This is a genomic window from Ensifer sp. 4252, from assembly GCF_050434565.1.
GTDB lineage: Bacteria > Pseudomonadota > Alphaproteobacteria > Rhizobiales > Rhizobiaceae > Ensifer.
Genome location: NZ_JBNDIU010000003.1, coordinates 357210 through 379726 on the forward strand (window position 1 = coordinate 357210; position 22517 = coordinate 379726).

Here is a 22517-nt window from a genome sequence, read left to right on the forward strand (position 1 = left end):
CCCCGATTTGTCGATACCGGAAGGGAATGGGGAATAAGAAGTCCAATGAATGACGTGATCGAACCGGTTTCCGCGACGCTTGCCGAGCGGGCGAAGCTTGCGCTCGGTAAACGCAATCTCGTTTTCATCGGCCTGATGGGCGCCGGAAAATCGGCGATCGGCCGGTTGACGGCGCAGGCGCTCAGCATTCCCTTCGTCGATTCCGACCATGAGATCGAGCGCGTTTCGCGCATGACGATCAGCGATCTCTTTACCCGCTACGGCGAGGACGAGTTTCGGGCGCTGGAAGCACGCGTGTTGAAACGCCTGTTGCGCACCGGCCCCCGTGTCGTTTCCACTGGCGGCGGTGCCTATATCAACGAGCGATCGCGCCGCCAGATCAAGCGCGGTGGCCTGACGATCTGGCTCAATGCCGAACTGGACGTGCTCTGGGAGCGGGTCAACAAGCGCGACACGCGGCCGCTGTTGAAGACCGAGAACCCCAAGCAGACGCTCGAAAACCTGATGCGCGCCCGCTACCCGATCTACGCCGAAGCCGATCTGACGGTGATGTCGCGCGATGTGAACAAGGAGACGATGGTGGAGGACGTTCTCACCGCCGTCATAGATTTCCGGAAAGTGCCAAATGATGAATAGCCATGTGATGCCTGCTGCCGAGCGCAAGGTTCGGGTCGACCTCGGCGAACGTTCCTATGACATTCTGATCGGACCGGGGCTGATCGCTGCAGCCGGTAACGAGATCGCTTCGCGCCTCAACGGGCGCAAGGTGGCCGTCATCACCGACGAAAATGTCGGTCCGCGCTACCTCGAACCGCTGATGGCGAGCCTGAAGCAGAGAGACATCGAGGCCGTGTCGCTGGTGTTGCCGGCCGGCGAAAAGACCAAGAGCTTCGAGCATCTCATACCCGCCTGCGAAGCCATTCTTGGCGCCCGGATCGAGCGCAACGACGCGGTGATCGCGCTTGGCGGCGGGGTCATCGGCGACCTGACCGGTTTTGCGGCCGGCATCGTGCGGCGCGGCTCGCGCTTCATCCAGATCCCGACATCGCTGCTGGCCCAGGTCGATTCCTCGGTCGGCGGCAAGACCGGCATCAACTCGCCCCACGGCAAGAATCTGATCGGCGTCTTCCATCAGCCGGATCTGGTGCTCGCCGACACGGACGTGCTGGACACGCTGAGCCCGCGCGAGTTCCGCGCCGGCTATGCCGAGGTTGCAAAATACGGTCTGATCGACAAGCCGGACTTCTTCGCCTGGCTGGAGACGAACTGGCGGGCGGTGTTTTCCGGCGGGGCCGCGCGCATCGAGGCGATTGCGGTCAGTTGTCAGGCCAAGGCCGATGTGGTGGCTGCGGACGAGCGCGAGAACGGCCTGCGTGCGCTGCTCAATCTCGGCCACACCTTCGGCCACGCGTTGGAGGCCGCCACCGGATACGACAGTGCCCGCCTGGTGCATGGCGAGGGGGTGGCGATCGGCATGGTGCTGGCCCATCAGTTCTCGACGCGCATGAACCTTGCGAGCGCCGATGATGCGACCCGGGTCGAAACGCACTTGAGAGCAGTCGGCCTGCCGACGCGCATGGCCGAAATCCCTGGCAGCCTGCCGCCAGCTGAAAAGTTGATGGACGCGATTGCCCAGGACAAGAAGGTCAAGGGCGGCAAGCTCACCTTTATCCTGACCCGGGGCATTGGCCAGTCCTTCGTTGCCGACGACGTGCCGGCCTCCGAGGTTCTGAACTTCCTGAGGGAAAAACACCCGCAATGACCGGCGAAGCATTCTTGGCGTTTCTCGGCGAATACTGGCTGTCGATTGTCGCGGTCTTCTGCCTGCTGTTGTTTTCCGCCTTCTTCTCGGGCTCCGAAACGGCGCTGACCGAGGCATCGCGCTCGCGCATGCACACGCTTGAGAACAATGGCGATGTGCGGGCCGGCATCGTCAACCGCCTGATCGAGCGCCGCGACAGGCTGATCGGCGCGCTTTTGATCGGCAACAATCTCGTCAATATTCTCGCCACGTCCTTGACGACGAGCCTGTTGATCGGCCTGTTCGGCAATTCGGGCGTGGCGATCGCGACCGTCGCCATGACGGTGCTGCTGGTCATCTTCTCCGAAGTGCTGCCCAAGAGCTGGGCGATCGCGTCGCCGGATCGTTTCGCGCTGACAGTGGCACCGGCCGTGCGTCCCTTCGTCGCCGTGGTCGGGCCATTGTCGAGCCTCGTCAACGGCATCGTCCGCCGTATCCTGTCGCTCTTCGGTGTCAATCTTTCCTCCGACATGTCGATGCTTTCGGCGCATGACGAACTGCGCGGCGCGGTCGATCTGCTGCACCGCGAGGGCTCGGTCATCAAGGCCGACCGGGATCGCCTCGGCGGTGTGCTCGACCTCGGGGAACTCGAGATTTCTGATATCATGATCCACCGCACCAACATGCGGGCGATCAATGCCGACGATCCGCCGGAAGTCTGCGTGCGCGATATCCTGCAAAGCCCGTTTACGCGCCTGCCGTTGTGGCGGGGTGCCACCGACAACATCATCGGCGTGGTACATTCGAAGGATCTGCTGCGCGCGCTTGCCGAACCTGATGTCGAGCCGGAAAACCTCGATATCGTCAAGATTGCGCAAAAGCCCTGGTTCGTTCCCGACACCACGAATCTCAAGGACCAGCTCAACGCCTTCCTGCGCCGCAAGCTGCATCTTGCCATCGTCGTCGACGAATACGGCCAGGTTCAGGGACTTGTGACGCTCGAGGACATTCTGGAGGAGATCGTCGGCGATATCGCCGACGAGCACGATCTTGATATCCAGGGTGTTCGCCAGGAGGCGGACGGCTCGATCGTGGTCGACGGCTCGGTGCCGATCCGCGATCTAAACCGCGCGCTCGACTGGTCGCTGCCGGACGAGGAAGCGACGACGGTGGCCGGTCTGGTCATCCACGAGTCGAAGAGCATCCCGGAGGAGCGCCAGGCCTTCACCTTCCACGGCAAGCGCTTCATCGTGATGAAGCGGGTGAAGAACAGGATCACGAAACTCAGGATTCGCCCGGCCGAGGACCAGACGCCGATCGGCTGATACCTACCAGCGCGTCGGCTCGCCGGGGGCAGCCGGCTCCACAGCCAGCGCATGCAGGCCGGCATCGAGTTCGGGCTTCAACAGGTCGTTGATGGCGCGATGGCGCGCCACACGGCTCATGCCGGCAAAGGCGTCGGCAACGATGCGGACGCGCATGTGGGTCTCGCCGCCGCCGTCGAAGTCCGGTTGATGGCCCGCATGCAGGTGGCTTTCGTTGATCACGGCCAGCCGTTCGGGGTGGAAGGCTTCGGTCAATTTCTGTTCGATCGTATCGCGCAGCGACATTCTTCCGTCCCATTTCCTTGGTTGCTGGATGGCCTTGTGTTGGTCGGGTCCGGCAGCGCGGCCTTGGCGGCGCAAAAGGCCCGCACAAAGCCAGTAACATTCCGCTTTGTCAATTCTTGTTGTGGCCTCGGCCAACCCCCATAATGAGCGCCATGAGACTTGATTCAAAATACTTCGATCGCATTCGGACACGGCGCAAGGTCGAGCCGCGCGCAGAGCCGACCGCGCCCACCTGCCAGTGGGACGGCTGCGACAAGAAGGGCGTCCATCGCGCACCCGTCGGCCGCAACGCCGAAGGGCAGTACTTCATGTTCTGCTTCGAGCATGTGAAGGAATACAACAAGGGCTACAACTATTTCTCGGGCCTGTCCGACAACGAGGTCGCACGCTACCAGAAGGAAGCGGTAACAGGCCATCGCCCGACCTGGACGGTCGGCGTCAACAAGAATGCCAAGAATAGCCCGACCCAATCGCAGACCCGTTCGGGCTCTGCAGGGGCGCAGGCGCGCATGCGCGATCCCTTCGGTTTCGTCAGTGAGGCAAAAGCGCGCGCCGGCCGTCCCGAGCCGCGCCAGCGCAAGCTGAAGACGCTCGAGGCCAAGGCCTATGAAACGCTCGGCCTTAGCGCTTCTGCGAACGCCAGCGATATCAAGGCGGCCTATAAGGATCTGGTCAAGAAACACCACCCGGACGCCAATGGCGGAGACAGGGGATCGGAGGAGCGTTTTCGAGCAGTAATTCAAGCCTACCAATTGTTAAAACAGGCTGGTTTCTGCTAACAACGCGGATTATTACAGAAGCACTTTTGCAGGCGAATGCGCGGGTGCCGTCCGGTGGCCGCTCTGGAGACATGATGAGCAAGATTGACCTCGACATTTCCAACCTCCCCGACACGACCGTATCGGTTCGGGAAGCTTTCGGCATTGACACGGATTTGCGCGTTCCCGCCTACTCGAAGGCCGACGCCTACGTGCCGGATCTCGATCCGGACTACCTTTTCGACCGCGAAACCACGCTCGCCATTCTCGCAGGCTTTGCCCATAACCGACGCGTGATGGTCTCGGGCTATCACGGTACCGGTAAGTCAACCCACATCGAGCAGGTCGCAGCGCGCCTCAACTGGCCGTGCGTGCGCGTCAACCTCGACAGCCATGTCAGCCGTATCGACCTCGTCGGCAAGGACGCGATCGTCGTCAAGGACGGCATGCAGGTCACCGAGTTCAAGGACGGCATCCTGCCCTGGGCCTACCAGCACAATGTCGCGCTCGTCTTCGACGAATACGATGCCGGCCGTCCGGACGTGATGTTCGTCATTCAGCGGGTGCTGGAATCCTCCGGCCGCCTGACGCTGCTCGACCAGAGCCGCGTCATTCGCCCGCACCCGGCCTTCCGCCTGTTTGCGACCGCCAACACCGTCGGCCTCGGCGACACCACCGGCCTCTATCACGGCACGCAGCAGATCAACCAGGCGCAGATGGACCGCTGGTCGATCGTCACGACGCTCAACTACCTGGCGCATGATAAGGAAGTCGATATCGTCGCCGCCAAGGTCAAGGGCTTCACTGCCGACAAGGGCCGCGAGACCGTTTCCAAGATGGTGCGCGTTGCCGATCTTACCCGCGCCGCCTTCATCAACGGCGATCTGTCGACGGTCATGAGCCCGCGTACGGTCATCACCTGGGCCGAGAACGCCTACATTTTCGGCGATATCGCCTTTGCCTTCCGCGTGACCTTCCTCAACAAGTGCGACGAGCTGGAGCGGGCACTGGTGGCCGAGCATTACCAGCGTGCTTTCGGCGTCGAGCTCAAGGAGAGCGCCGCCAATATCGTACTGGAAGCCACGGCCTGAGCCATGGCGGAGGCGAAGGGCGCACCGGCGCTTCGCTTCGTTGAGGAGAGGAGCGTTTCGAAGACCGCCAATGCGGTGTTCAAGGGCCTCAAGGCCTTCAACCTCGAAAAGGCTGGAAGCGCGAAGTACAAGCGCTTCGCCATTTCGATGCGTGACGGTGGTGACGAGATCGTGGGCGGCATCGTCGCCTACACCGCCTGGAACTGGTGCTTCATCGAACTGCTCTGGGTAGACGAGGCGCTGAGAGGTTCGGGCAGCGGGCGTGAGCTCGTTGCGCGTGTCGAGGCAGTCGCCGCAGGCCGCGGCGTCCGCTACATCTATGTCGACACGTTCAGCTTCCAGGGCGACGGCTTCTATCAGAAGCTGGGTTATGACGTTTATGGCAAACTCGATGATTTCCCGCCGGGATTTCACCGCATCTGGCTGAAGAAGGAACTGTCGTGAGCTCGAACTCCAAGGCAAAGCCGACCACGCGCGAAAATGCAGCCGAACCGTTCAAGCGGGCGCTTTCCGGCTGCATCCGATCGATCGCGGGCGATGCCGAGGTAGAGGTGGCTTTTGCCAACGAGCGGCCGGGCATTACCGGCGAACGCATCCGTCTGCCCGAAATCTCCAAGCGGCCGACGCGGCAGGAGCTTGCCGTGACGCGCGGTCTCGGCGACAGCATGGCGCTGCGCAAGGCCTGTCATGATGCGCGCATCCACGCAACGATGTCGCCGCAGGGCGCCGATGCGCGGGTGATCTTCGACGCCGTCGAGCAGGCGCGCGTCGAGGCGATCGGCTCGCTGCGTATGGAGGGCGTTGCCAAGAACCTGGGCTCCATGCTCGAGGAGAAATATTCCAAGGCCAACTTCGGCGCGATCAGCAAGCAGGCCGATGCGCCGCTCGGCGAGGCCGTGGCGTTGCTGGTGCGCGAGAAGCTGACCGGCGAGAAGCCGCCGGCATCGGCCGGCAAGGTGCTCGATCTCTGGCGCGACTTCATCGAGGAAAAGGCCGCCGGCGACATGCGCAACCTTTCGGCGGCGCTCAACGACCAGCAGGCCTTCGCCCGCGTCGTGCGCGACATGCTGACGTCGATGGATGTTGCCGAGAAGTACGGCGACGACGACATCGAGCCGGACGAGCAGGAAAGCGAGACCGACGAGGACCAGCCGCGCAGCCAGGAGCAGGACGAAAACGCCAGCGACGAGGAAGCCGGCGACGATGCGGCCCCTGCCGACGAAAACCAGGCTGCCGAAGAGCAGATGGAAGAAGGCGAAATGGACGGCGCGGAGATTTCCGACGACGACCTGCAGGACGAGGGCGACGAGGACAGCGAGACGCCCGGCGAGGTCAAGCGCCCGAACCAGCCGTTCGCCGACTTCAACGAAAAGGTCGATTACACCGTCTTCACCCGCGAGTTCGACGAGACCATCGCCTCGGAAGAGCTCTGCGACGAGGCGGAACTCGACCGGCTGCGCGCCTTCCTCGACAAGCAGCTCTCACACCTTCAAGGTGCTGTCGGGCGGCTCGCTAACCGGCTGCAGCGCCGCCTGATGGCGCAGCAGAACCGGTCCTGGGAATTCGACCTGGAAGAGGGCTATCTCGACACCGCCCGCCTGCAGCGCATCGTCATCGATCCGATGCAGCCGCTGTCGTTCAAGCGCGAGAAAGATACGAATTTCCGCGATACGGTCGTGACCCTCTTGATCGACAATTCCGGTTCCATGCGCGGCCGGCCGATCACGGTTGCGGCGACCTGCGCCGACATTCTCGCGCGCACGCTTGAGCGTTGCGGCGTCAAGGTCGAGATCCTCGGCTTTACCACCAAGGCGTGGAAGGGTGGGCAATCGCGCGAGAAGTGGCTGGCCGGCGGCAAGCCGCAATCGCCGGGCCGGCTCAACGACCTGCGCCATATCATCTACAAGTCGGCCGATGCGCCGTGGCGGCGTGCACGCCGCAATCTCGGCCTGATGATGCGCGAGGGCCTGCTCAAGGAAAACATCGACGGCGAGGCGCTGATCTGGGCGCATGAGCGTCTGATGGCGCGGCGCGAGCAGCGCCGCATCCTGATGATGATCTCCGATGGCGCGCCGGTCGACGATTCGACGCTGTCGGTCAATCCGGGCAACTATCTCGAGCGGCACCTGCGCGCCGTGATCGAGCAGATCGAGACGCGCTCGCCGGTCGAGCTTTTGGCAATCGGCATCGGTCACGACGTGACGCGTTACTATCGCCGCGCCGTGACGATCGTCGATGCGGACGAACTGGCCGGTGCGATGACCGAGCAGCTGGCCGATCTGTTTGAAGACGAAAGCATGAGCCGCCGTCCGGGGCGGATACGCCGCGCAGGATAATCTTTCGCGAAAACCGGGGCGACCTTCCGTCGCCCCGTTCATCCCCTTGGCAGCAGCCGCGGTTGCCATCTCCTCCCTGCCTATTCTGCCGCCCGAAGGAACTCCCTCAGATGCTTGGCCGCGGTCTCCTCGTTCTTTCCCTGTTGGCCTCGACTGGCGTGGCGTGGGCTGCCGGTGGCAGCGAGACGCTGCCCATTGCCAGCCGGCAAATAGACGCTTTCAAGGTCGGCTCGAACCAGACGCGGTTCGGTCAGCTGGAATTCATCGGCGGCCTGGAGATGACGTCTCCAAACGCGCTGTTCGGCGCGGTTTCGGCGATCCGTTTCCGGCCGGATGGATCCTCGTTCGTCGCCGTCATGGATACGGGCCATTGGCTCGAAGGCGCTGTGATCCGCGACGCTGCCGGCAGGCTTTACGGCCTGACGGACCTGACGGCAACGCCGATGGCGGACAGAAGCGGTGCGGTCGGGCTGGAAAAGTGGAAGGTGGATTCGGAGGGGCTGGCGCTGCGTGAGGGCGAGGTGATCGTCAGCTACGAACAGGCGCATCGCATCGATATCTATCCGGATCCGGGGTTCTCAACTTCGGGGCCGGCCGGCAGCATGCCGCTGCCGTTTCCAATGACCGAGCTGCGCAACAATGGCGGGCTTGAGACCGTGGCGATTTCGCCGAAGGATGGCCCGCTCGGCGGCGCTGCCGTCACTGTGTCCGAGCGTAGCGTCGACAAGGCGGACAATCTTCTGGCAGGCATTCTCGATGGCCCGATGAAGGGCGCCTTTGCCGTTACCCGGACCGATCCCTACGCCGTCACAGACGGCGCCTTCCTGCCCGATGGCGACCTTCTGTTGCTGGAGCGGCGGTTCAATTTCGCCTCCGGTCTCGGCATGCGCATCCGCCGCATCCCGGGCGCTACCATCCGGCCGGGCGCCGTGGTCGACGGCGATGTCATCCTCGAAGCCGACATGGGCTACCAGATCGACAACATGGAGGGCCTCGACGTTGTCGCTGGCCCCAATGGCGATGTCCGCGTCATCGTCGTCTCCGATGACAACCACTCGATCCTCGAGCGCAATCTGATGCTGGAATTCCGCCTGATCAAATGAAAACGGGGCCGTTCGGCCCCGTCATCAATCAGTTGTGTCCGATGGGCTCAGGCCGCAGCCTTGCCTGAAGGCATGGGCTTGATCACGCTCATCAGTGCGCCGTAGGGCAGCAGCATAACGATGCCGCAGAGGATCTTCACCGTCAGATCACCCAAAGCCCAGGAAATCCAGCGTGGAGCCTCGGTTGCCAGGATGCCGAGCAGCGGGGCTGTCTCCAGAGCAAAGCTGTCATTCGGTCCGAAGAACACGAAGAACGGCGCAAAGGCGAAGGAGAAGAACATGGCCGTGTCGAGCGCCGAGCCGATCAGAGAGCCTGCCAGCGGCGCATGCCACCAGCTCTGGCGGCGGAGCTTGTTGAACACCGAGATATCAAGCAGCTGGCCGAACAGGAAGGCGGAGCCGGAGGCGATCGCGATGCGCGGCGTGGCTGCAAAGAAGGAGAGAACGATCGCCACGAGGAAGCCGACCACGACGACACGACGCGCAATGCGCGGGCCGAAGTGGCGGTTGGTCAGGTCGGTGACGAGGAATGCGAAGGGATAGCTGAAGGCACCCCAGGTCAGGAGGTCGCCGAGCTGCATGCCGGCGATCGAGCCCGGCAGCGGGTATTGAACGAGGAAGTTCGAGGCCACGACCACCAGGGTCATGAGCGCAACATAGATGAAGAACGTGCGGTTGATCAGCATTTTTTTATCCTGGGAGATGCCACCAGTTGAGCGGAAGCCAGGCTTGGACGCCGGGCCGATGAAATATGCAATTTACACACGAGAAAAAGGCTTGCCGGATAAACCCGCAAGCCTTTTTAAAGTCGTGTCGAAGACAGACGCTGGCGCCGATTAAGCGGCGGCGGCTTCAGCGTTCTTCTTGACGATCTGACGGCGCAGCAGGCGAGCGCGCATGCTCAGCTCGTTCTCGTCAGCCTTCACGAGGAAAGCGTCGAGACCGCCGCGGTGTTCAACCGAGCGGAGAGCCGCTGCGGAAACGCGCAGGCGGAAGCGCTGGCCGAGAGCATCGGAAATCAGCGTGACGTTGCACAGGTTCGGAAGGAACTTGCGCTTGGTCTTGTTGTTGGCGTGGCTGACATTGTTGCCCGACTGGACGCCCTTGCCGGTCAATTCGCAACTACGGGACATGGTACACCTATTCTCTTTATCGCCGCCGGACGATGCGGTAGCGGGCCCAGAGCCCAGGCCGCGTTCCTGTTGGCCATTATTGGAAAGTTGCGGTTCTATAGTCAGAGACAGCCCGCCCGTCAAGCCAAACCTCTTGCATTCTCGGAAAACCGCCGTTTCTTGCGGCCGTTTCTGCATCAGGCAAGCTCGATCGCGGTCACAATAATGCTTCACGCGAGCCATTCCAACCGGTTTATGATGCGCTATCTGTAGTCTTACGGATGCAGCAGAACGTCCATGACGCGGTCGGTGGCCATGTGGTCGGATCTCTCGGGAAAGGCGTAGAAAAGCCGTAAACGCCCTGCATTCCAAGGCATTGCGACGGCATTCGAGTAATGGATCTCTCAAGGCATGAAGTTGCGCATCGGTTCTCGCGCGGTAGCGCTGTTGTCAGTGGCATTGTTTTCCACAGCATCGCTTGCTGCGGATGTCGAGCATCAGACGGATTACAGCATCTCGCTTGCCGGTTTGCCGCTTGCGAGAGCGTCGTTCCATACGGCGCTTGAAAAGAATCGCTATACGATATCAGGGACGCTGCATTCGGCGGGCCTTGTCGACATTTTCAGCCGGACCTCGGGCCAGACCCGTGTTTCCGGCGTCATCGGCCGCGACCATCTGCGCGCAAACGAATATTCGATGTCCTATCGCAGCGGCAAGAAGGGCCGGGCGATCAACGTCAGCTACGCCAACGGCAACGTCGTGCATGCCAGCATGACACCGAAACGGACGCCGCTGCCGAAGAACTGGGTGCCGGTGACCTCACGTGACATGCGCAACGTGCTCGATCCGCTGTCGGGGCTGATCATTCCGGGGAAGGCCCGCGTCTGCCCCAATACGCTGCCGATCTTCGACGGCGAATCGCGTCTGGACATCAAGCTGTCGGCGAAGGGGACCAGGCCGTTCAAGACCAAGGGGTTTGAGGGCGAGGCAATCGTCTGCGGCATCCGTTTCGTCCCGAAGGCGGGTTACAAGAAGGGGCGTGAGGACGTCGAATATCTCAGGCGGCTGCAGACCATGGAAATCTGGTTTGCCAAGTCGGACGCCGTCGATGTCTATGCGCCCGTTTATGTGCGCATCCCGACCAAGCTTGGTCCCGTGACGGTCTCGGCGACGCGATTTGGTGGTTGAAGCCGCCAGCGGGCGACCATCGCCACTAACATTTCGCGACGAGTCGTGATTTTATCCGCGCCGGTTTCCGCCAAGGAGCCGTTTGGGGGATGAGACATGAAATTCAAGGCAACGTTGATCGGTGCGACCGCCATTTTGATGTGGTCGCTTCTGGCGCTGTTTACCGCTGCGTCCGGCAAGATGCCGCCGTTCCAGCTGTCGGCGATCTGTTTCCTCATCGGCAGCATTCCGGGCTTGGTCGTTCTCGCGTTGAAGCCCGAGCGGCTTGCACTGCTGAAGCAGCCGGCCAAGGTCTGGATCACCGGCATCGCCGGTCTTTTCGGTTATCACTTTCTCTACTTTACCGCGCTTCGCAACGCGCCGGCCGTCGAGGCGGGCCTGATCGCCTATCTCTGGCCGCTGCTGATCGTCGTCGGCTCCGCGCTTTTGCCGGGTGAGCGGCTGCGCTGGTACCACGTTGCCGGCGCTTTCTCGGGCCTGATGGGGACGATCATGATCATCGCCCGCAACGGCATCGCCTTTGACGACGCCTATCTCATGGGTTACGGCGCCGCCTTGCTGTGCGCCTTCACCTGGTCGGGATATTCACTTTTGACGCGCCGCTTCGAGGCGGTTTCGACCGACGTCGTCACCGGCTTCTGTCTTGCGACGTCGCTCCTCTCGTTCGTGTGCCATCTGGGCCTGGAGACGACCGTCTGGCCGGAAACGACGTTCGAGTGGCTGGCGGTCGCGGGCCTCGGCCTGCTGCCGGTGGGGGCGGCCTTCTATGCCTGGGACTTCGGCGTCAAGAACGGCAATATCCAGCTGCTCGGCGTTGCCAGCTACGCAGCACCTGTTCTGTCGACGCTGATCCTTATCCTGTTCGGCTTTGCCGAGCCGTCGTGGCGTATCGCCGCCGCATGCCTCTTCGTCACGGGCGGTGCGGTGCTGGCGGCCAAGGACATGATCTTCCGCAAGGGCCGGACGGCGTCGCAGCCGGCGGAGTAGCGGTGGACCGCTCTCTCTTTGATCCTACGCATTTCCAGGAAAGCTGCTTCGCGGTTTTCCTGGAGATGCTCTATGTCTCAGGCGGCGCCCAGTCGGGAGCGGCCATCTCGAAGACCGAGAAATCGAAACCCGGCGCCACCGTGCAGCCGACGAGCGTCCAGTCGCCGAGCGAGACGGCGGATTGCCACCAGTTGGGCGGCACGAGCCCTTGCGGGCGTTCGCCGTCCAAAATGCCGGGGCCGAGGCGCAGAACCGTTGCAGGTTCGCCGTCGGCGGCAATGCTGAGTTCCAGCGGCGCTCCGGCATAGTGATGCCAGATCTCGGCCGCATCGCGCACTCGATGCCAGTGCGAGCGCTCGCCGCGCTCCAGGAGATAGTAGATCGCCGTCGAGTGTCCGCGCGGTCCACCGTTTCCGTCGCGGAAGGTCTGCACGTACCAGCCGCCCTCGGGATGGCGCGTCAACCCAAGGACCTCGATGATGGCGGCCGGCGCCAGCTCGGTTGTCATCAGAAATTGTCCTTCCGCTTGCGGATTTCGGCAAAGACAGCCGCGTCGGTTGCCCCTTCCATGCCAAGACGCGCGCGGATCTTCGGGTCGGCGGCGCGCAGGAATGGGTTCGTACGCTTCTCAAGGCCGATGGTCGTCGGAGCGGTAAAGCCGCCATCGCAGCGGGTTTCCTCGATTTCGGCCGCGCGCTCCCTCAGCGCCTCGTTGTCGGGGTCGATCGTCACGGCGAAATGGGCGTTTGAAAGGGTGTATTCGTGGCCGAAATAAACAGTGGTGTCGTCGGGCAGGGCGAGAAGCCGGCTGAGCGACTGCCACATCGTATCCGGGGTTCCTTCGAACAGGCGGCCGCAGCCGAGCGCAAACAGGGTGTCGGCGGCAAAGAGCAGTTTGTCATCCGGAAGGTGGAAACAGATATGCCCGGCGGTGTGCCCGGGCGTCTCGATGACGTCGACCGGGTGGCCGGCAAAATCGAAGCGTTCGCCGTGGCGCACGCGTCCGTCAATGCCGGGGATATTTGCGGCTTCCGCTGCCGGCCCGATAATGGTGGCGCCGAAACGATCCTTGAGCGCGACGTTGGCCGCGACATGGTCCCCATGGTGATGGGTAGTGAGGATGTGGGTGAGCGTCCAGCCCCGCCGCTCCAGGGCCTCCAGGATCGGCTGCTCCTCAGGCGCGTCGATCGATGCGGTGGCGCCGCTCGCCGGGTCGTGCAGCAGCACGCCGAAATTGTCGGTGCGGCAAAGAAAGAGGTCAAGTTCGAGCGCGGCCATGGCGTATTTTCCGATCGGGCTTCTGCTGCACGAGCCTTCGATCGCGATCGATCGAAGGGCAAATCATGCGGCGAGTTTAACGCTACAGCGCCTCTTTGCACGCTCTATGAGCACGCGGTGCTGTGGTGACTGCCGCCGAATGTAGCGAGGCTTGCCTTGAAGTCTACCGCTTCAAGGCTAACATGTTGCGCATGCACACCGATATCGTCGACCTCCGAGAATTCTATCACTCCGAACTGGGCCGCATGGCAGAGCAGTCCGTTACCATGGCGCTGTCCTCGGTCTGGGCACGCCTACCCGAGGAGCGGCTCGTCGGGCTCGGCTATGCCGTGCCTTATCTCGAGCGCTTTCGGAAGGATACGGAGCGGACCTTCGCCTTCATGCCGGCGGGGCAGGGCGCGGTGAACTGGCCGGTTGCCGAGCTGTCGTCGACCGCTCTGGTGTTCGACGAGGAACTGCCGCTGCCCGATTCTTCCATCGACCGGGTGCTGATGGTGCATTCGCTGGAATTTGCCGAAAGCCCGCGTGAGACGATGAAGGAGATCTGGCGGGTGCTGGCGCCGGGCGGCCGGCTGGTGATCGTCGTGCCCAACCGCCGCGGCGTCTGGGCGCGCATGGAGCATACGCCGTTTGGCTCCGGGCGGCCTTATTCGCGCAGCCAGCTGACGGCGCTTCTGCGCGAGACGAACTTTACGCCCGGCGCCTCGGCGGAGGCGCTGTTCTTCCCGCCATCGAAACTGAAGATGATCCTGCGCCTGCGCCGGGGTTTCGAGCGGCTTGGCCGGTCGCTCTGGCCGGTCTTCTCCGGCGTGATCGTGGTCGAGGCGCAGAAGCGGCTTTATCAGGGCCTGCCGGTTGCCGCGCGAGCGTCGCGCCGCGTGTTCGTGCCGGTGCTGGGGCCGCAGGGTATCCCAAGCACCCGGGAGCGACCGCGCGCGCCTACCTGATCGCCGCTCTCGCAGGGCTTGCCGACCCTCGACAAATGCCGATTGCGCCGGTATTGGCTTGGCCTCATTTCCTGCCTTGAAAGCTGATCCGATGAGCCTTGCCTCCAAGAGCCCGCAGCCGCGCCCCGGCATTCTGGACATTGCCGCCTATGTGCCCGGCAAGGAGCATGCTCCCGGTGTCGCCAAGGTTCACAAGCTCTCCTCCAACGAGACGCCGCTCGGCGCCAGCCCCAGGGCGATCGAGGCCTTCCAGGCGGCGGCCTTCAATCTGGAGCGCTACCCCGACGGCCAGGCACGGGCGTTGCGCGAGGGGATCGGCGCCGTGCACGGGCTCAACCCGGCAAACATCCTGTGTGGCAACGGCTCGGACGAACTGCTCGGTCTCCTGTGCCACACCTATCTGGCGCCCGGTGACGAAGGCATCATCACCGAGCACGGGTTCCTGGTCTACAAGATCCAGATCATGGCCGCCGGCGGTACGCCGGTCACAGTGAAGGAACGGAACGCCACGGTCGACGTCGATGCCATTATCGCGGCAGTCACCGAGCGCACGAAGATCGTCTTCATCGCCAATCCGGCGAACCCGACTGGCACCTACATTCCCATCGACGAAGTTCGTCGTCTGCATGCGGGCCTGCCCGAGGGCGTGCTTCTGGTGCTCGATGCGGCTTACGCCGAATATGTTCGCCGCAACGATTATGCGGCCGGGCTCGAACTGGTGTCGGCCAACCGCAACGTTGTGATGACCCGAACCTTCTCCAAGATCTACGGGCTTGCCGGCCTGCGCATCGGCTGGATGTATGCGCCGCCGGAAGTGATCGACGCGGTCGATCGCGTGCGCGGGCCGTTCAATCTCAGTGCGGCGTCGATTGCAGCCGGCGCCGCGGCCGTGCGCGATCAGGCCTTCGTCGCACAGGCTGTCGACCACAACCTCGTCTGGCTGGAGCGCGTCCGTGTGGCGCTGGAAGCGATCGGCCTCCAGGTCACGCCATCGGTGACCAACTTCGTGCTCATCCACTTCCCGGACGAGGACGGCAAGCGTGCGAACGACGCGGATACGTTCCTCACTCATCGCGGTTACATCCTGCGCGCGGTCGCGGCCTACGGCTTTCCCAATGCCCTGCGCATGACCATCGGCTCGCAGGAGGCCAATGAGGGCGTGATTGCGGCGCTGACAGAATTCATGGGACGGAAATGATGACACAGCAGTTTGAAACGATCGCGCTTATCGGCATCGGCCTCATTGGCTCTTCGATCGCCCGGGAAATCCGCGAGAAGCAGCTCGCCGGGACCCTGGTGATCTCGACCCGCAGTGAAACGACGCTTTCGCGCGCCGAGGAGCTTGGTCTTGGCGATCGCTACACGTTGTCGGCTGCCGATGCGGTGCGCGGTGCCGATCTCGTCATCGTGTCGGTGCCCGTCGGTGCGTCGGGTGCAGTGGCCGCGGAAATCGCCGCCCACCTGAAGCCCGGCGCGATCGTCACCGATGTCGGCTCGACCAAGGGCTCGGTCATTGCCCAGATGGCGCCGCATCTGCCCGACACGGTTCATTTCGTGCCCGGCCATCCTATCGCCGGTACCGAGCATTCCGGCCCGGACGCGGGCTTCGTCGGTCTCTTCCGCGGTCGCTGGTGCATCCTGACGCCGCCGGCCGGCCAGGACGAGGAAGCGATCGCACGGCTGCGGCTGTTCTGGGAAACGCTAGGCTCGATGGTCGAGGAAATGGATGCCGAGCATCACGACAAGGTGCTGGCGATCGTCTCGCACCTGCCGCACATCATCGCCTACAACATCGTCGGCACGGCGGACGACCTGGAAGCAGTGACCGAATCCGAAGTCATCAAATACTCGGCGTCCGGTTTCCGCGACTTCACCCGTCTTGCCGCATCCGACCCGACCATGTGGCGCGACGTCTGCCTGCACAACAAGGATGCGATCCTGGAAATGCTGTCGCGGTTTTCCGAGGACCTGGCCTATCTGCAGCGGGCGATCCGCTGGGGCGACGGCGACAAGCTGTTCGATCTCTTCACCCGCACCCGCGCGATCCGCCGCTCGATCATCCAGGCCGGCCAGGATACGGCCATGCCGGACTTCGGCCGTCACGCGATGGACCAAAAATAGCCGATAAACGAAAAGGCCCGGAGCATGGAATGATCCACGTCCCGGGCTCTGTTACTCTCGCGAATGCTGCCGGAAGTCGCGGCCCTTCACTGTAGCCGGATCAGAGCGTCGGCAAAACGCCGATCGGGATAAAGGCGAGGAAAGCGGTGCCGTCGCGCACGTTGAGCTTGACCGTCGCCTCGTTCTTGCCGTTGGCAAGCGCCTTCAACATGTTGGCGGTGTTGTTGACGAGGTTCGCATCATCAGGGATGAGCGTGACGAGGTTCTCCCGCCAGGCGTCGATATTGGTCATCGTCAACGAAAACTCACCGGAGATAAGCCCCTGGTCGTTGACCGAGAAGGGGCCCGACAGCTTAGCGTTCATGCCCGAGCCGAGATCGACTGTCATCTGGCGCAGCTCACCCTTGCTGCCGCGCAGCATGGCCGGCGTCGGGATGCCCGAGCCCATCCAGCTCGCCTTGTCGACAAAGGTGAGGTCTGCGGCGACATTGGCAGGCGGCGCGAAGCTCGCGCCGTTCTCCGGGCGAAGATCGAGCTTGTCGACGCTTAAGGCTGCATCGAGGTCGTTGCCGTTCTGACGCAGGTGCATTTCGCCGTGGCTCGCGCCGAAACCGAAACTGTCACCGGTCAGCGGCAGGCGCACGGTGCCGGTCAGGTTGTCATAGGTCAGCGAACTGCGGTCGAGCCCGGAAAGCGTCGCCCTGACGCTCGCATGCAGCAGCGTCCAGTCGGCCGAGACGTTGAGGCCGGGCGACACGCGCAGTTCGGCCGGACCGTCGAGCTCGATGATCGCGTGCCCGGGCTGGTAGACCTGTGCCGCGGTTCGAAGCGCACCGAAGGAGGCGGAGGCACCGCGGCGGGTGTCGTCGAGATTGACCTTGTCGCAGAACAGGCCGATGCGGAAGGGGAAGCCGCGCACGTCCATGTTCGTGCACTCGCCGCTAAGCCCGTTTACCCGGCCGTCGGCGAGTTGGGCCGTCAGGCGCTTCTCGACCTGGTCGGCGACTGCAAACCAGCCGGCCGAATAGGCGGCGCAGACGATCACGATGCCGGCGATCAGCCAGCGAAACTTCCGGCTGACCGGAGAGGGGTTGGCGACTGCGGTTGCGGTCATGATAAGGCGTACTCCACCAAACTCAGATCGCGGCCGCCTTTCGGGTGGCGCCGCCGATCCTGCTTATTATCTTTCATTCGATGCACGGGAACGACTTGTCTCTTCCGTGCCGAGATGCTGTGCCGTAGAAAAACCGACATGGCTGACCACCGATGAGCCGACGATTCGGCGACGAGCAGACAGCGCGGATTGAATGACAGTGGATATGGACGAATTTTGGGTCTTTGGCTACGGGTCGCTGATGTGGAACCCGGGCTTCCGGTTCGAGGAAAGATCGACGGCGCGGGCATTCGGCTATCGTCGGGCGCTTTGCGTGCGCTCGTGGGTCCATCGCGGCACTGAGCAACGGCCTGGCCTGGTGCTGGGGCTTGACTATGGCGGCTCCTGCATCGGTACGGCCTTTCGCGTCGACGGCAGCGAGAAGGCCGATGTAATCGACTATCTGCGCGAGCGCGAGCTCGTCACCCATGTCTACAAGGAAAAGACGATGCCGGTGCAGCTTGCCGACGGGCGGCGTGTTTCGGCGCTGACCTACGTGATCGACCGCGCCCATGTGCAGTATGCCGGTGCGCTGAGCGCGCCGGAGGCGGCGGCGATCGTCGCCGTCTCCTCAGGAAAATCCGGTCCGAACAGCGAATACGTGTTCAACACGCTTGCCCACCTCAAGGAGATGGGCATTCGCGACCATTGGCTGGAAGAAGTCGTGGCGACGCTGAACGCATCGTCGCTGGAGGCATGGGAGCCGTCGCTGCTTAGCCGCGACCCATTGCCTTCAACTCGCTGAGGCGCTGCCTTGCCGATGGAGGCAGCGGCAGATGCGGGTTGTTCCTGACGGTCTCGATCAAAAGCTCGTCGCTTGCCGTCTCGGTCACTTCGATCAGTCTGGCGAGAAATTCGTCCGGATCGAGGCCCGCCTCGATCGGCGGCAGCACGCGCACCTTGAAATGACCGGGGAAGCGCAGAAACTTGCGGCGTGGCCAGAACAGGCCGGGATGCATGGCAACGGGCACAACCGGCACATTGAGGTCACGGTAAAGGCGGGCGATGCCGTATTTGTAGTGCGGCGGTGCGCCCGGCGGCCGGCGGGTGCCCTCGGGATAGATGATCAGCTCGCGGCCGGACGCCATTTCCTGCTTGGTGCGATCCATGACTTCGGTCATAGCACGGCCACGGGCGGCGCGGTTCACCGGCACCATGCGCTGCTTCTGGATGTACCAGCCGAACAGCGGGATCCATGTCAGTTCGCGCTTGAGAATGAAGAAGGGATCATTGAGCCAGGGCAGGAGCGCATAGACATCCCAGAACGACTGGTGCTTGGGCGCGAAGATATAGCCGCTCTTGGGAATGTTCTCCAAACCCTCGATCTCGAAGGTCGTGCCGACCATCTTTTCGAACAGCCAGTGATTGCTGCGCGCCCAGTTCTTCGGGACGAACCAGGCCGTCTTTCTCGACACCAGAAAATAGGCCGGCGTGAAGACGATCATCTGCAGGATCAGATTGACGTAGAAGACCAGATTGAAAAGGACCGAACGCAGGACGATCATCAGCAGGCTCTCGAGAGGCGAGTTCAGGGATATACAGCCCGTGGGCCGATGGATCGCTGCGTACACGAATAAACGCCGCAGGAAAACCGCCCGTCGTCACTTTGCTGATTAAGGGGTGCCAGCGACTATTCTTCGGCCGGCGTCGCTCGCGAGGGAACGGTGCGCAAACCGCTCGCCGGGCGAGCGCCGGCCATATCGCGCACGGAGGCGACGGAATACTTGCCGAACTCCAGCAGGATCGATTTCAGCACCATCGGATTGCGCAGCCAGTTCGTCGTCTTGAGGTCCGAGTTGACGACGGGATAGGCGATGAATTCGGTCTCCGGGCGGGCGCGACGCAACTCGAGCAGGCTTCGCGGCATATGGTAGTTGTTGGTCACGACCAGCACGCGCTTGTAGCCGCGGTCGCTGATCCATTGGCTCGCCTCGGTCGCATTGCCGATCGTGTCGATCGCCTCATGCCCAATGTCGACGCAGCACTTGAAGAGATCGGCCGAACTCTGGGTATTGCGACGGATCTGGCTGCCCGTGGTTGCCGGGTGAACGCCCGAAATCAGCAACCTTTTGCCGGCCCCGGATTTCAAGAGGTCGACCGCCTGATCGATACGCTGGAAGCCGCCGGTCAAGACGACGATTGCTTCCGCCTTCGGGTCTTCCGGCGGCTGCAGGGACGCGACGGTATCGGCGAAATTGAGGAAGGCTGCGACCACGATCGCGAACGGCACAAGCAGAATGAAGAACGTGCGGCGGAGAATTTTGCGCAAGGGACTGCGGGGTCGGCGTTCCTGCTCGGCCCCGCCTTGCCATTTTCCTCCTCCGGCCATCCCGCTCCCGCGAAGTCCTTGCGCCATCATGATTCTCTTCAGATAGCGCCAGATTGCGGCAAGGAATGGATCGAATAAAGGCGAAACATCTCGGCGTCAGCTTTGGTAGGTATCCGTACGTCCGGGATCGGAGCGGATCAGGTCGATCTCGTAGATCGTGCGGGTTACCGTGAGCCGTGCCGTCAGCGTCGTCAACACCGCAATGACGATCATGATGGCAAGAATGCCGAGATAACCACTGTAACCGATGGTGAACGTGCCGAAGAGGGCCGTCGCCTGGTCCGTTTCCGGCGTCGCCAACGTGCGCGATTGCCAATAGCCTGCCAGCGCAAAGAACAGCGCCGCCAGCAGCCCGCCGGCCCCGGCGCCCTTGAGGCTTATTCTTAAGAAATGCTTCTGGAACTCCGAGGCTACGAAACCGGCCTCGGCGCCGACGAAGTGCAGCACTTCGACGATATGGCGGTTTCCTGAGAGCGCGCCACGCGTGGCGAAGATGACGGTCAGCACCATGGTCGAGAAGACGAGGACCAACACGCCGGTGCCGATCATCGCGGTGGTGTTGGCCATCGCCACCAGGCGGTCGACCCATGTGCGGTGATCGTCGAGGAAGGCCTGGGGGATGATCTCGGTCAGCGCCTTGCGCATCGCGGCGAAATCGGGCGGGTTGTTTTCGTCAATGGTGATGATGACGAGGCGGGGAACCGGCAATTCGTCGAGATCGAGGCCTTCCCCGAGCCACGGCTCGAGCAGGCGGGCGGTTGCTGCGCGGTCGACGATGTTGCCGCCGGTCGCGCCGCTGAAGGTCAAAGCCAGATCGCGCGCGTCGGCAAGCGCCTTTTCCATGTCGAGATTGTCGTCCGGCTTGATCTGGATGGTGATCTCGCGGGAAATCTGGCTCTGCCAGCTTTGGGCTGTGGCGCGCACCATGCTGACGCCACCGAGCGTCAGGCAGGCGAGGAACGACATGATCGCGATCACGCACATCAGCGCATGACCGGACACGTTCGTGGACGGCACGATCGGCCCCATGGGCCGCACGCGCATCTCTGTGCGGCGCGGCTGCTGCTGCGGTTCCGGCTGCTGCTCCGGCACCTCGTGGGTGCGTTTGGTGCGGCCCTCACTCATAGATATCGAGCCGCCCTTGCGAAAGGATCATGCGTCGCGCTTCGACCTGATCCATCAGGGACAGATCGTGGGTGGCGATGACGACGGCAGTTCCGAGCCGGTTGAGTTCGAGGAAGAGATTTAGCAGGCGGCGGGCCATCGGCGGGTCGACGTTGCCGGTCGGCTCGTCCGCTAGCAGGATTTCGGGGCGGTCGATCAGGGCGCGGGCGATTGCCGCGCGTTGCTTCTCGCCGCCTGACAGGACCGGCGGCAGCACATTGATGCGCTCGCCAAGCCCGACCCATTTCAACAGTTCGAGCACGTCGGCGCGGTAGCTCGATTCGTCCTTGCCGCGCACGCGCAAGGGAAGAGCGACGTTTTCGTAGGTGGTCAGATGGTCGAGCAGGCGGAAGTCCTGGAAAACGATGCCGACGCGCCGGCGCAGCATCGGGAACTCTTCGCGCGGGATCGACGAAATGTTGCGGTCGAACATGCGGATCAGCCCGCGCGTCGGCTGCAACGAAAGGAAGAGCAGGCGCAGCAGCGTCGTCTTGCCGGCGCCGGACGGACCGGTCAGGAACTGGAACGACCGGCGCGGAATATCGAAGGTCAGGTCCCGGAGAATTTCCGGCCCCATACCATAACGCAGTCCGACGTTCTCAAAATGAATCAAAGGGTAGCCCAGTCTCTCTCACGACCCGTGCAGTTTTCCTGAAGGCCGGCCATCTGCGCATAGGACGACAACCACCGAAAGGCAAAACCGCCAGCAGAACCATGGTTAAGCAGCGGTTAATTTTTCATGAAAAGGCGCCGGTTTCACGGCCTCTTTCCGAAGCATTAACCATTTCGGTTTACGTGTCGGAAAGATTTGATGCAATGCCCTGATTCTTGCACCGTTCGGGATCGGCGCATTGCCCGATGGTTTCGCATGGGACGGCAGGCCCGCCCGCGATCCAGGAGGAAAACGCGATGCAGGCATTCCGCACGAAATCGGCAGACGCTGCGACCTATGCCGATCTGCTGCCACCGGACCGCGGTCCGCGCAAGGCTGCAGCCGCGACGCGCCACATCGACTATGTCGACGCCGAATTCGAGACCGTTTCGCCGACGGCCCGCCGCAATCCCTATCCTGTTTTCAACGACAATCGGCAGCAAACCCGACGCCATGGCCCGACGCTGACGGTTATTCGCGACGAACAAGTGCTGCTCCGGCGCCTGTTGTCTTTCGCCGAGACGCGGTTGCGCGCCATGCCGGCACGCCAGTTTGCCGGGCTCGTCGCAGCTTTCGCCCTGGCGGCGTTTGCAGGGATCATCGCCCTTTCGACCAGTGACGGGGTGGAAAGCGAGCCGCTGGCGATCACCGACGTCACCGCCTCACTCGATTATTCCGGCGGCATGCGGGTGCTTTCGGTCTACGGCGCCATCGACAATTCCTCCTCCGCGCTCCAGCGCCTGCCGTTGGTCGTGGTGGATGTGATCAGCAATGGCCGCAAGGTTACGGCGACGCGATTGATGCCGGAGGGTGCAGCAATCGCACCCGGCGAGAGCCGCCGCTTCGTGACCAGGCTCCCATATGCAGGTGGAAAAATGCCCGAGGTGAAGGTTTCCTTCGCCGAAAACGGTGTCTCCGTGCGCTGATTGTGCTAAGCGGGCGCAAAA

At 62.8% G+C, this 22517-nt stretch carries 25 protein-coding genes; 15 read left to right on the plus strand and 10 right to left on the minus strand.

The features are described 5' to 3' along the window. Positions 1-45 precede the first annotated feature (45 nt). From ABIE33_RS10680 to ABIE33_RS10690, 3 genes are read left to right on the plus strand one after another with little or no spacing between them, the layout of a single operon-like run. Positions 46-636: a shikimate kinase gene (locus ABIE33_RS10680; RefSeq protein WP_429124588.1), complete on the plus strand. Its 591-nt coding sequence runs from the start codon at positions 46-48 to the stop codon at positions 634-636. Beyond that, positions 629-1762, plus strand: coding sequence for a 3-dehydroquinate synthase (aroB, locus tag ABIE33_RS10685; RefSeq protein WP_429124732.1), 1134 nt, complete (start codon positions 629-631; stop codon positions 1760-1762). The genes ABIE33_RS10680 and aroB overlap by 8 nt, the downstream gene beginning before the upstream one ends. After that, complete coding sequence (locus ABIE33_RS10690; protein ID WP_429124589.1) at positions 1759-3066, plus strand: HlyC/CorC family transporter; 1308 nt, start codon at positions 1759-1761, stop codon at positions 3064-3066. Before aroB ends, ABIE33_RS10690 begins: the two co-directional genes overlap by 4 nt. Before the next feature lie 3 nt (positions 3067-3069). Here the strand turns inward: ABIE33_RS10690 and ABIE33_RS10695 are convergent, their stop codons facing one another. Then, positions 3070-3351 carry a BolA family protein gene (locus ABIE33_RS10695; RefSeq protein WP_025424659.1) on the minus strand — a complete coding sequence of 94 codons (282 nt, stop codon included), beginning with the start codon at positions 3349-3351 and terminating at the stop codon, positions 3070-3072. A gap of 143 nt (positions 3352-3494) precedes the next feature. On the opposite strand from ABIE33_RS10695, the gene ABIE33_RS10700 reads away from it, so the two are divergent. From ABIE33_RS10700 to ABIE33_RS10720, 5 genes are all read left to right on the plus strand, one after another. After that, entirely contained in the window at positions 3495-4130 is a 636-nt protein-coding gene (locus ABIE33_RS10700) for a J domain-containing protein (protein WP_429124591.1), read from the plus strand. A gap of 74 nt (positions 4131-4204) precedes the next feature. Then, positions 4205-5200, plus strand: coding sequence for a cobaltochelatase subunit CobS (gene cobS, locus ABIE33_RS10705; protein WP_429124593.1), 996 nt, complete (start codon positions 4205-4207; stop codon positions 5198-5200). 3 nt (positions 5201-5203) lie between these two features. After that, complete coding sequence (locus ABIE33_RS10710; protein WP_429124595.1) at positions 5204-5644, plus strand: GNAT family N-acetyltransferase; 441 nt, start codon at positions 5204-5206, stop codon at positions 5642-5644. Next, positions 5641-7536: a cobaltochelatase subunit CobT gene (cobT, locus tag ABIE33_RS10715; protein ID WP_429124597.1), complete on the plus strand. Its 1896-nt coding sequence runs from the start codon at positions 5641-5643 to the stop codon at positions 7534-7536. Before ABIE33_RS10710 ends, cobT begins: the two co-directional genes overlap by 4 nt. A gap of 110 nt (positions 7537-7646) precedes the next feature. Continuing rightward, positions 7647-8639 (plus strand): esterase-like activity of phytase family protein, encoded by a 993-nt coding sequence (locus tag ABIE33_RS10720; RefSeq protein WP_429124599.1) that lies wholly within the window; start codon positions 7647-7649, stop codon positions 8637-8639. A gap of 47 nt (positions 8640-8686) precedes the next feature. On the opposite strand, the gene ABIE33_RS10725 is transcribed toward ABIE33_RS10720, so the two are convergent. Beyond that, on the minus strand, positions 8687-9325 hold the full coding sequence (locus tag ABIE33_RS10725) for a VUT family protein (protein WP_429124601.1): 639 nt from the start codon (positions 9323-9325) through the stop codon (positions 8687-8689). A 150-nt stretch (positions 9326-9475) separates the two neighbouring features. Next, complete coding sequence (gene rpmB, locus ABIE33_RS10730; RefSeq protein WP_025424653.1) at positions 9476-9772, minus strand: 50S ribosomal protein L28; 297 nt, start codon at positions 9770-9772, stop codon at positions 9476-9478. A gap of 390 nt (positions 9773-10162) precedes the next feature. Here rpmB and ABIE33_RS10735 point away from each other — a divergent pair, with 390 nt between their 5' ends. Then, complete coding sequence (locus tag ABIE33_RS10735; protein WP_429124604.1) at positions 10163-10939, plus strand: DUF3108 domain-containing protein; 777 nt, start codon at positions 10163-10165, stop codon at positions 10937-10939. A gap of 96 nt (positions 10940-11035) precedes the next feature. Continuing rightward, entirely contained in the window at positions 11036-11926 is an 891-nt protein-coding gene (yddG, locus tag ABIE33_RS10740; RefSeq protein WP_429124606.1) for an aromatic amino acid exporter YddG, read from the plus strand. 70 nt (positions 11927-11996) lie between these two features. Here the strand turns inward: yddG and ABIE33_RS10745 are convergent, their stop codons facing one another. Together ABIE33_RS10745 and gloB are read right to left on the minus strand one after the other, a co-directional pair. Next, a complete protein-coding gene (locus ABIE33_RS10745; RefSeq protein WP_429124607.1) occupies positions 11997-12434 on the minus strand; it encodes a cupin domain-containing protein in 438 nt (145 codons plus the stop codon). After that, positions 12434-13204 (minus strand): hydroxyacylglutathione hydrolase, encoded by a 771-nt coding sequence (gloB, locus tag ABIE33_RS10750; RefSeq protein ID WP_429124608.1) that lies wholly within the window; start codon positions 13202-13204, stop codon positions 12434-12436. Before gloB ends, ABIE33_RS10745 begins: the two co-directional genes overlap by 1 nt. Before the next feature lie 182 nt (positions 13205-13386). Here gloB and ABIE33_RS10755 point away from each other — a divergent pair, with 182 nt between their 5' ends. From ABIE33_RS10755 to ABIE33_RS10765, 3 genes are all read left to right on the plus strand, one after another. After that, the gene (locus ABIE33_RS10755) at positions 13387-14151 is read left to right on the plus strand and encodes a class I SAM-dependent methyltransferase (RefSeq protein ID WP_429124610.1); all 765 of its coding nucleotides are present in this window, start codon (positions 13387-13389) and stop codon (positions 14149-14151) included. A gap of 91 nt (positions 14152-14242) precedes the next feature. Continuing rightward, positions 14243-15349, plus strand: coding sequence for a histidinol-phosphate transaminase (hisC, locus tag ABIE33_RS10760; RefSeq protein WP_429124612.1), 1107 nt, complete (start codon positions 14243-14245; stop codon positions 15347-15349). After that, on the plus strand, positions 15346-16272 hold the full coding sequence (locus ABIE33_RS10765) for a prephenate/arogenate dehydrogenase family protein (RefSeq protein WP_429124613.1): 927 nt from the start codon (positions 15346-15348) through the stop codon (positions 16270-16272). Before hisC ends, ABIE33_RS10765 begins: the two co-directional genes overlap by 4 nt. Before the next feature lie 100 nt (positions 16273-16372). Here ABIE33_RS10765 and ABIE33_RS10770 read toward each other — a convergent pair whose 3' ends face one another. Next, complete coding sequence (locus ABIE33_RS10770) at positions 16373-17386, minus strand: DUF2125 domain-containing protein (protein ID WP_429124615.1); 1014 nt, start codon at positions 17384-17386, stop codon at positions 16373-16375. A 193-nt stretch (positions 17387-17579) separates the two neighbouring features. Between ABIE33_RS10770 and ABIE33_RS10775 the strand changes: the two genes are divergently transcribed. After that, positions 17580-18170, plus strand: a complete 591-nt coding sequence (locus ABIE33_RS10775; protein ID WP_429124617.1) for a gamma-glutamylcyclotransferase — start codon at positions 17580-17582, stop codon at positions 18168-18170. Here ABIE33_RS10775 and ABIE33_RS10780 read toward each other — a convergent pair. The 4 genes from ABIE33_RS10780 to ftsE all read right to left on the minus strand — a co-directional run bounded on the left by ABIE33_RS10780 (position 18139) and on the right by ftsE (position 21531). After that, positions 18139-18930 carry a lysophospholipid acyltransferase family protein gene (locus ABIE33_RS10780; RefSeq protein ID WP_429124619.1) on the minus strand — a complete coding sequence of 264 codons (792 nt, stop codon included), beginning with the start codon at positions 18928-18930 and terminating at the stop codon, positions 18139-18141. The two genes, ABIE33_RS10775 and ABIE33_RS10780, sit on opposite strands and share 32 nt — an antisense overlap. A 125-nt stretch (positions 18931-19055) precedes the next feature. Then, the gene (locus tag ABIE33_RS10785; RefSeq protein WP_429124734.1) at positions 19056-19754 is read right to left on the minus strand and encodes a YdcF family protein; all 699 of its coding nucleotides are present in this window, start codon (positions 19752-19754) and stop codon (positions 19056-19058) included. Between the two features lie 96 nt (positions 19755-19850). Continuing rightward, positions 19851-20798 carry a cell division protein FtsX gene (locus ABIE33_RS10790; RefSeq protein ID WP_429124735.1) on the minus strand — a complete coding sequence of 316 codons (948 nt, stop codon included), beginning with the start codon at positions 20796-20798 and terminating at the stop codon, positions 19851-19853. Positions 20799-20871: 73 nt separating this feature from the next. Next, positions 20872-21531 carry a cell division ATP-binding protein FtsE gene (ftsE, locus tag ABIE33_RS10795; RefSeq protein ID WP_063934108.1) on the minus strand — a complete coding sequence of 220 codons (660 nt, stop codon included), beginning with the start codon at positions 21529-21531 and terminating at the stop codon, positions 20872-20874. 296 nt (positions 21532-21827) lie between these two features. On the opposite strand from ftsE, the gene ABIE33_RS10800 reads away from it, so the two are divergent. Then, positions 21828-22496 carry a hypothetical protein gene (locus ABIE33_RS10800; RefSeq protein WP_429124621.1) on the plus strand — a complete coding sequence of 223 codons (669 nt, stop codon included), beginning with the start codon at positions 21828-21830 and terminating at the stop codon, positions 22494-22496. Positions 22497-22517 lie beyond the last annotated feature (21 nt).

Coding starts and splice junctions, on each gene's coding strand:
- ABIE33_RS10755 (WP_429124610.1), top strand. CDS start 13,387: ATGTTGCGCATGCACACCGATATCGTCGACCTCCGAGAATTCTATCAC.
- ABIE33_RS10725 (WP_429124601.1), bottom strand. CDS start 9,325: ATGCTGATCAACCGCACGTTCTTCATCTATGTTGCGCTCATGACCCTG.
- ABIE33_RS10690 (WP_429124589.1), top strand. CDS start 1,759: ATGACCGGCGAAGCATTCTTGGCGTTTCTCGGCGAATACTGGCTGTCG.
- gloB (WP_429124608.1), bottom strand. CDS start 13,204: ATGGCCGCGCTCGAACTTGACCTCTTTCTTTGCCGCACCGACAATTTC.
- ABIE33_RS10790 (WP_429124735.1), bottom strand. CDS start 20,798: ATGCGCGTGCGGCCCATGGGGCCGATCGTGCCGTCCACGAACGTGTCC.
- ABIE33_RS10775 (WP_429124617.1), top strand. CDS start 17,580: ATGACAGTGGATATGGACGAATTTTGGGTCTTTGGCTACGGGTCGCTG.
- ABIE33_RS10800 (WP_429124621.1), top strand. CDS start 21,828: ATGCAGGCATTCCGCACGAAATCGGCAGACGCTGCGACCTATGCCGAT.
- ABIE33_RS10770 (WP_429124615.1), bottom strand. CDS start 17,386: ATGACCGCAACCGCAGTCGCCAACCCCTCTCCGGTCAGCCGGAAGTTT.
- rpmB (WP_025424653.1), bottom strand. CDS start 9,772: ATGTCCCGTAGTTGCGAATTGACCGGCAAGGGCGTCCAGTCGGGCAAC.
- aroB (WP_429124732.1), top strand. CDS start 629: ATGAATAGCCATGTGATGCCTGCTGCCGAGCGCAAGGTTCGGGTCGAC.
- cobS (WP_429124593.1), top strand. CDS start 4,205: ATGAGCAAGATTGACCTCGACATTTCCAACCTCCCCGACACGACCGTA.
- ABIE33_RS10710 (WP_429124595.1), top strand. CDS start 5,204: ATGGCGGAGGCGAAGGGCGCACCGGCGCTTCGCTTCGTTGAGGAGAGG.
- ABIE33_RS10695 (WP_025424659.1), bottom strand. CDS start 3,351: ATGTCGCTGCGCGATACGATCGAACAGAAATTGACCGAAGCCTTCCAC.
- ABIE33_RS10720 (WP_429124599.1), top strand. CDS start 7,647: ATGCTTGGCCGCGGTCTCCTCGTTCTTTCCCTGTTGGCCTCGACTGGC.
- ABIE33_RS10785 (WP_429124734.1), bottom strand. CDS start 19,754: ATGGCCGGAGGAGGAAAATGGCAAGGCGGGGCCGAGCAGGAACGCCGA.
- hisC (WP_429124612.1), top strand. CDS start 14,243: ATGAGCCTTGCCTCCAAGAGCCCGCAGCCGCGCCCCGGCATTCTGGAC.
- ABIE33_RS10735 (WP_429124604.1), top strand. CDS start 10,163: ATGAAGTTGCGCATCGGTTCTCGCGCGGTAGCGCTGTTGTCAGTGGCA.
- ABIE33_RS10700 (WP_429124591.1), top strand. CDS start 3,495: ATGAGCGCCATGAGACTTGATTCAAAATACTTCGATCGCATTCGGACA.
- ABIE33_RS10745 (WP_429124607.1), bottom strand. CDS start 12,434: ATGACAACCGAGCTGGCGCCGGCCGCCATCATCGAGGTCCTTGGGTTG.
- yddG (WP_429124606.1), top strand. CDS start 11,036: ATGAAATTCAAGGCAACGTTGATCGGTGCGACCGCCATTTTGATGTGG.
- ABIE33_RS10765 (WP_429124613.1), top strand. CDS start 15,346: ATGATGACACAGCAGTTTGAAACGATCGCGCTTATCGGCATCGGCCTC.
- ABIE33_RS10780 (WP_429124619.1), bottom strand. CDS start 18,930: ATGATCGTCCTGCGTTCGGTCCTTTTCAATCTGGTCTTCTACGTCAAT.
- ABIE33_RS10680 (WP_429124588.1), top strand. CDS start 46: ATGAATGACGTGATCGAACCGGTTTCCGCGACGCTTGCCGAGCGGGCG.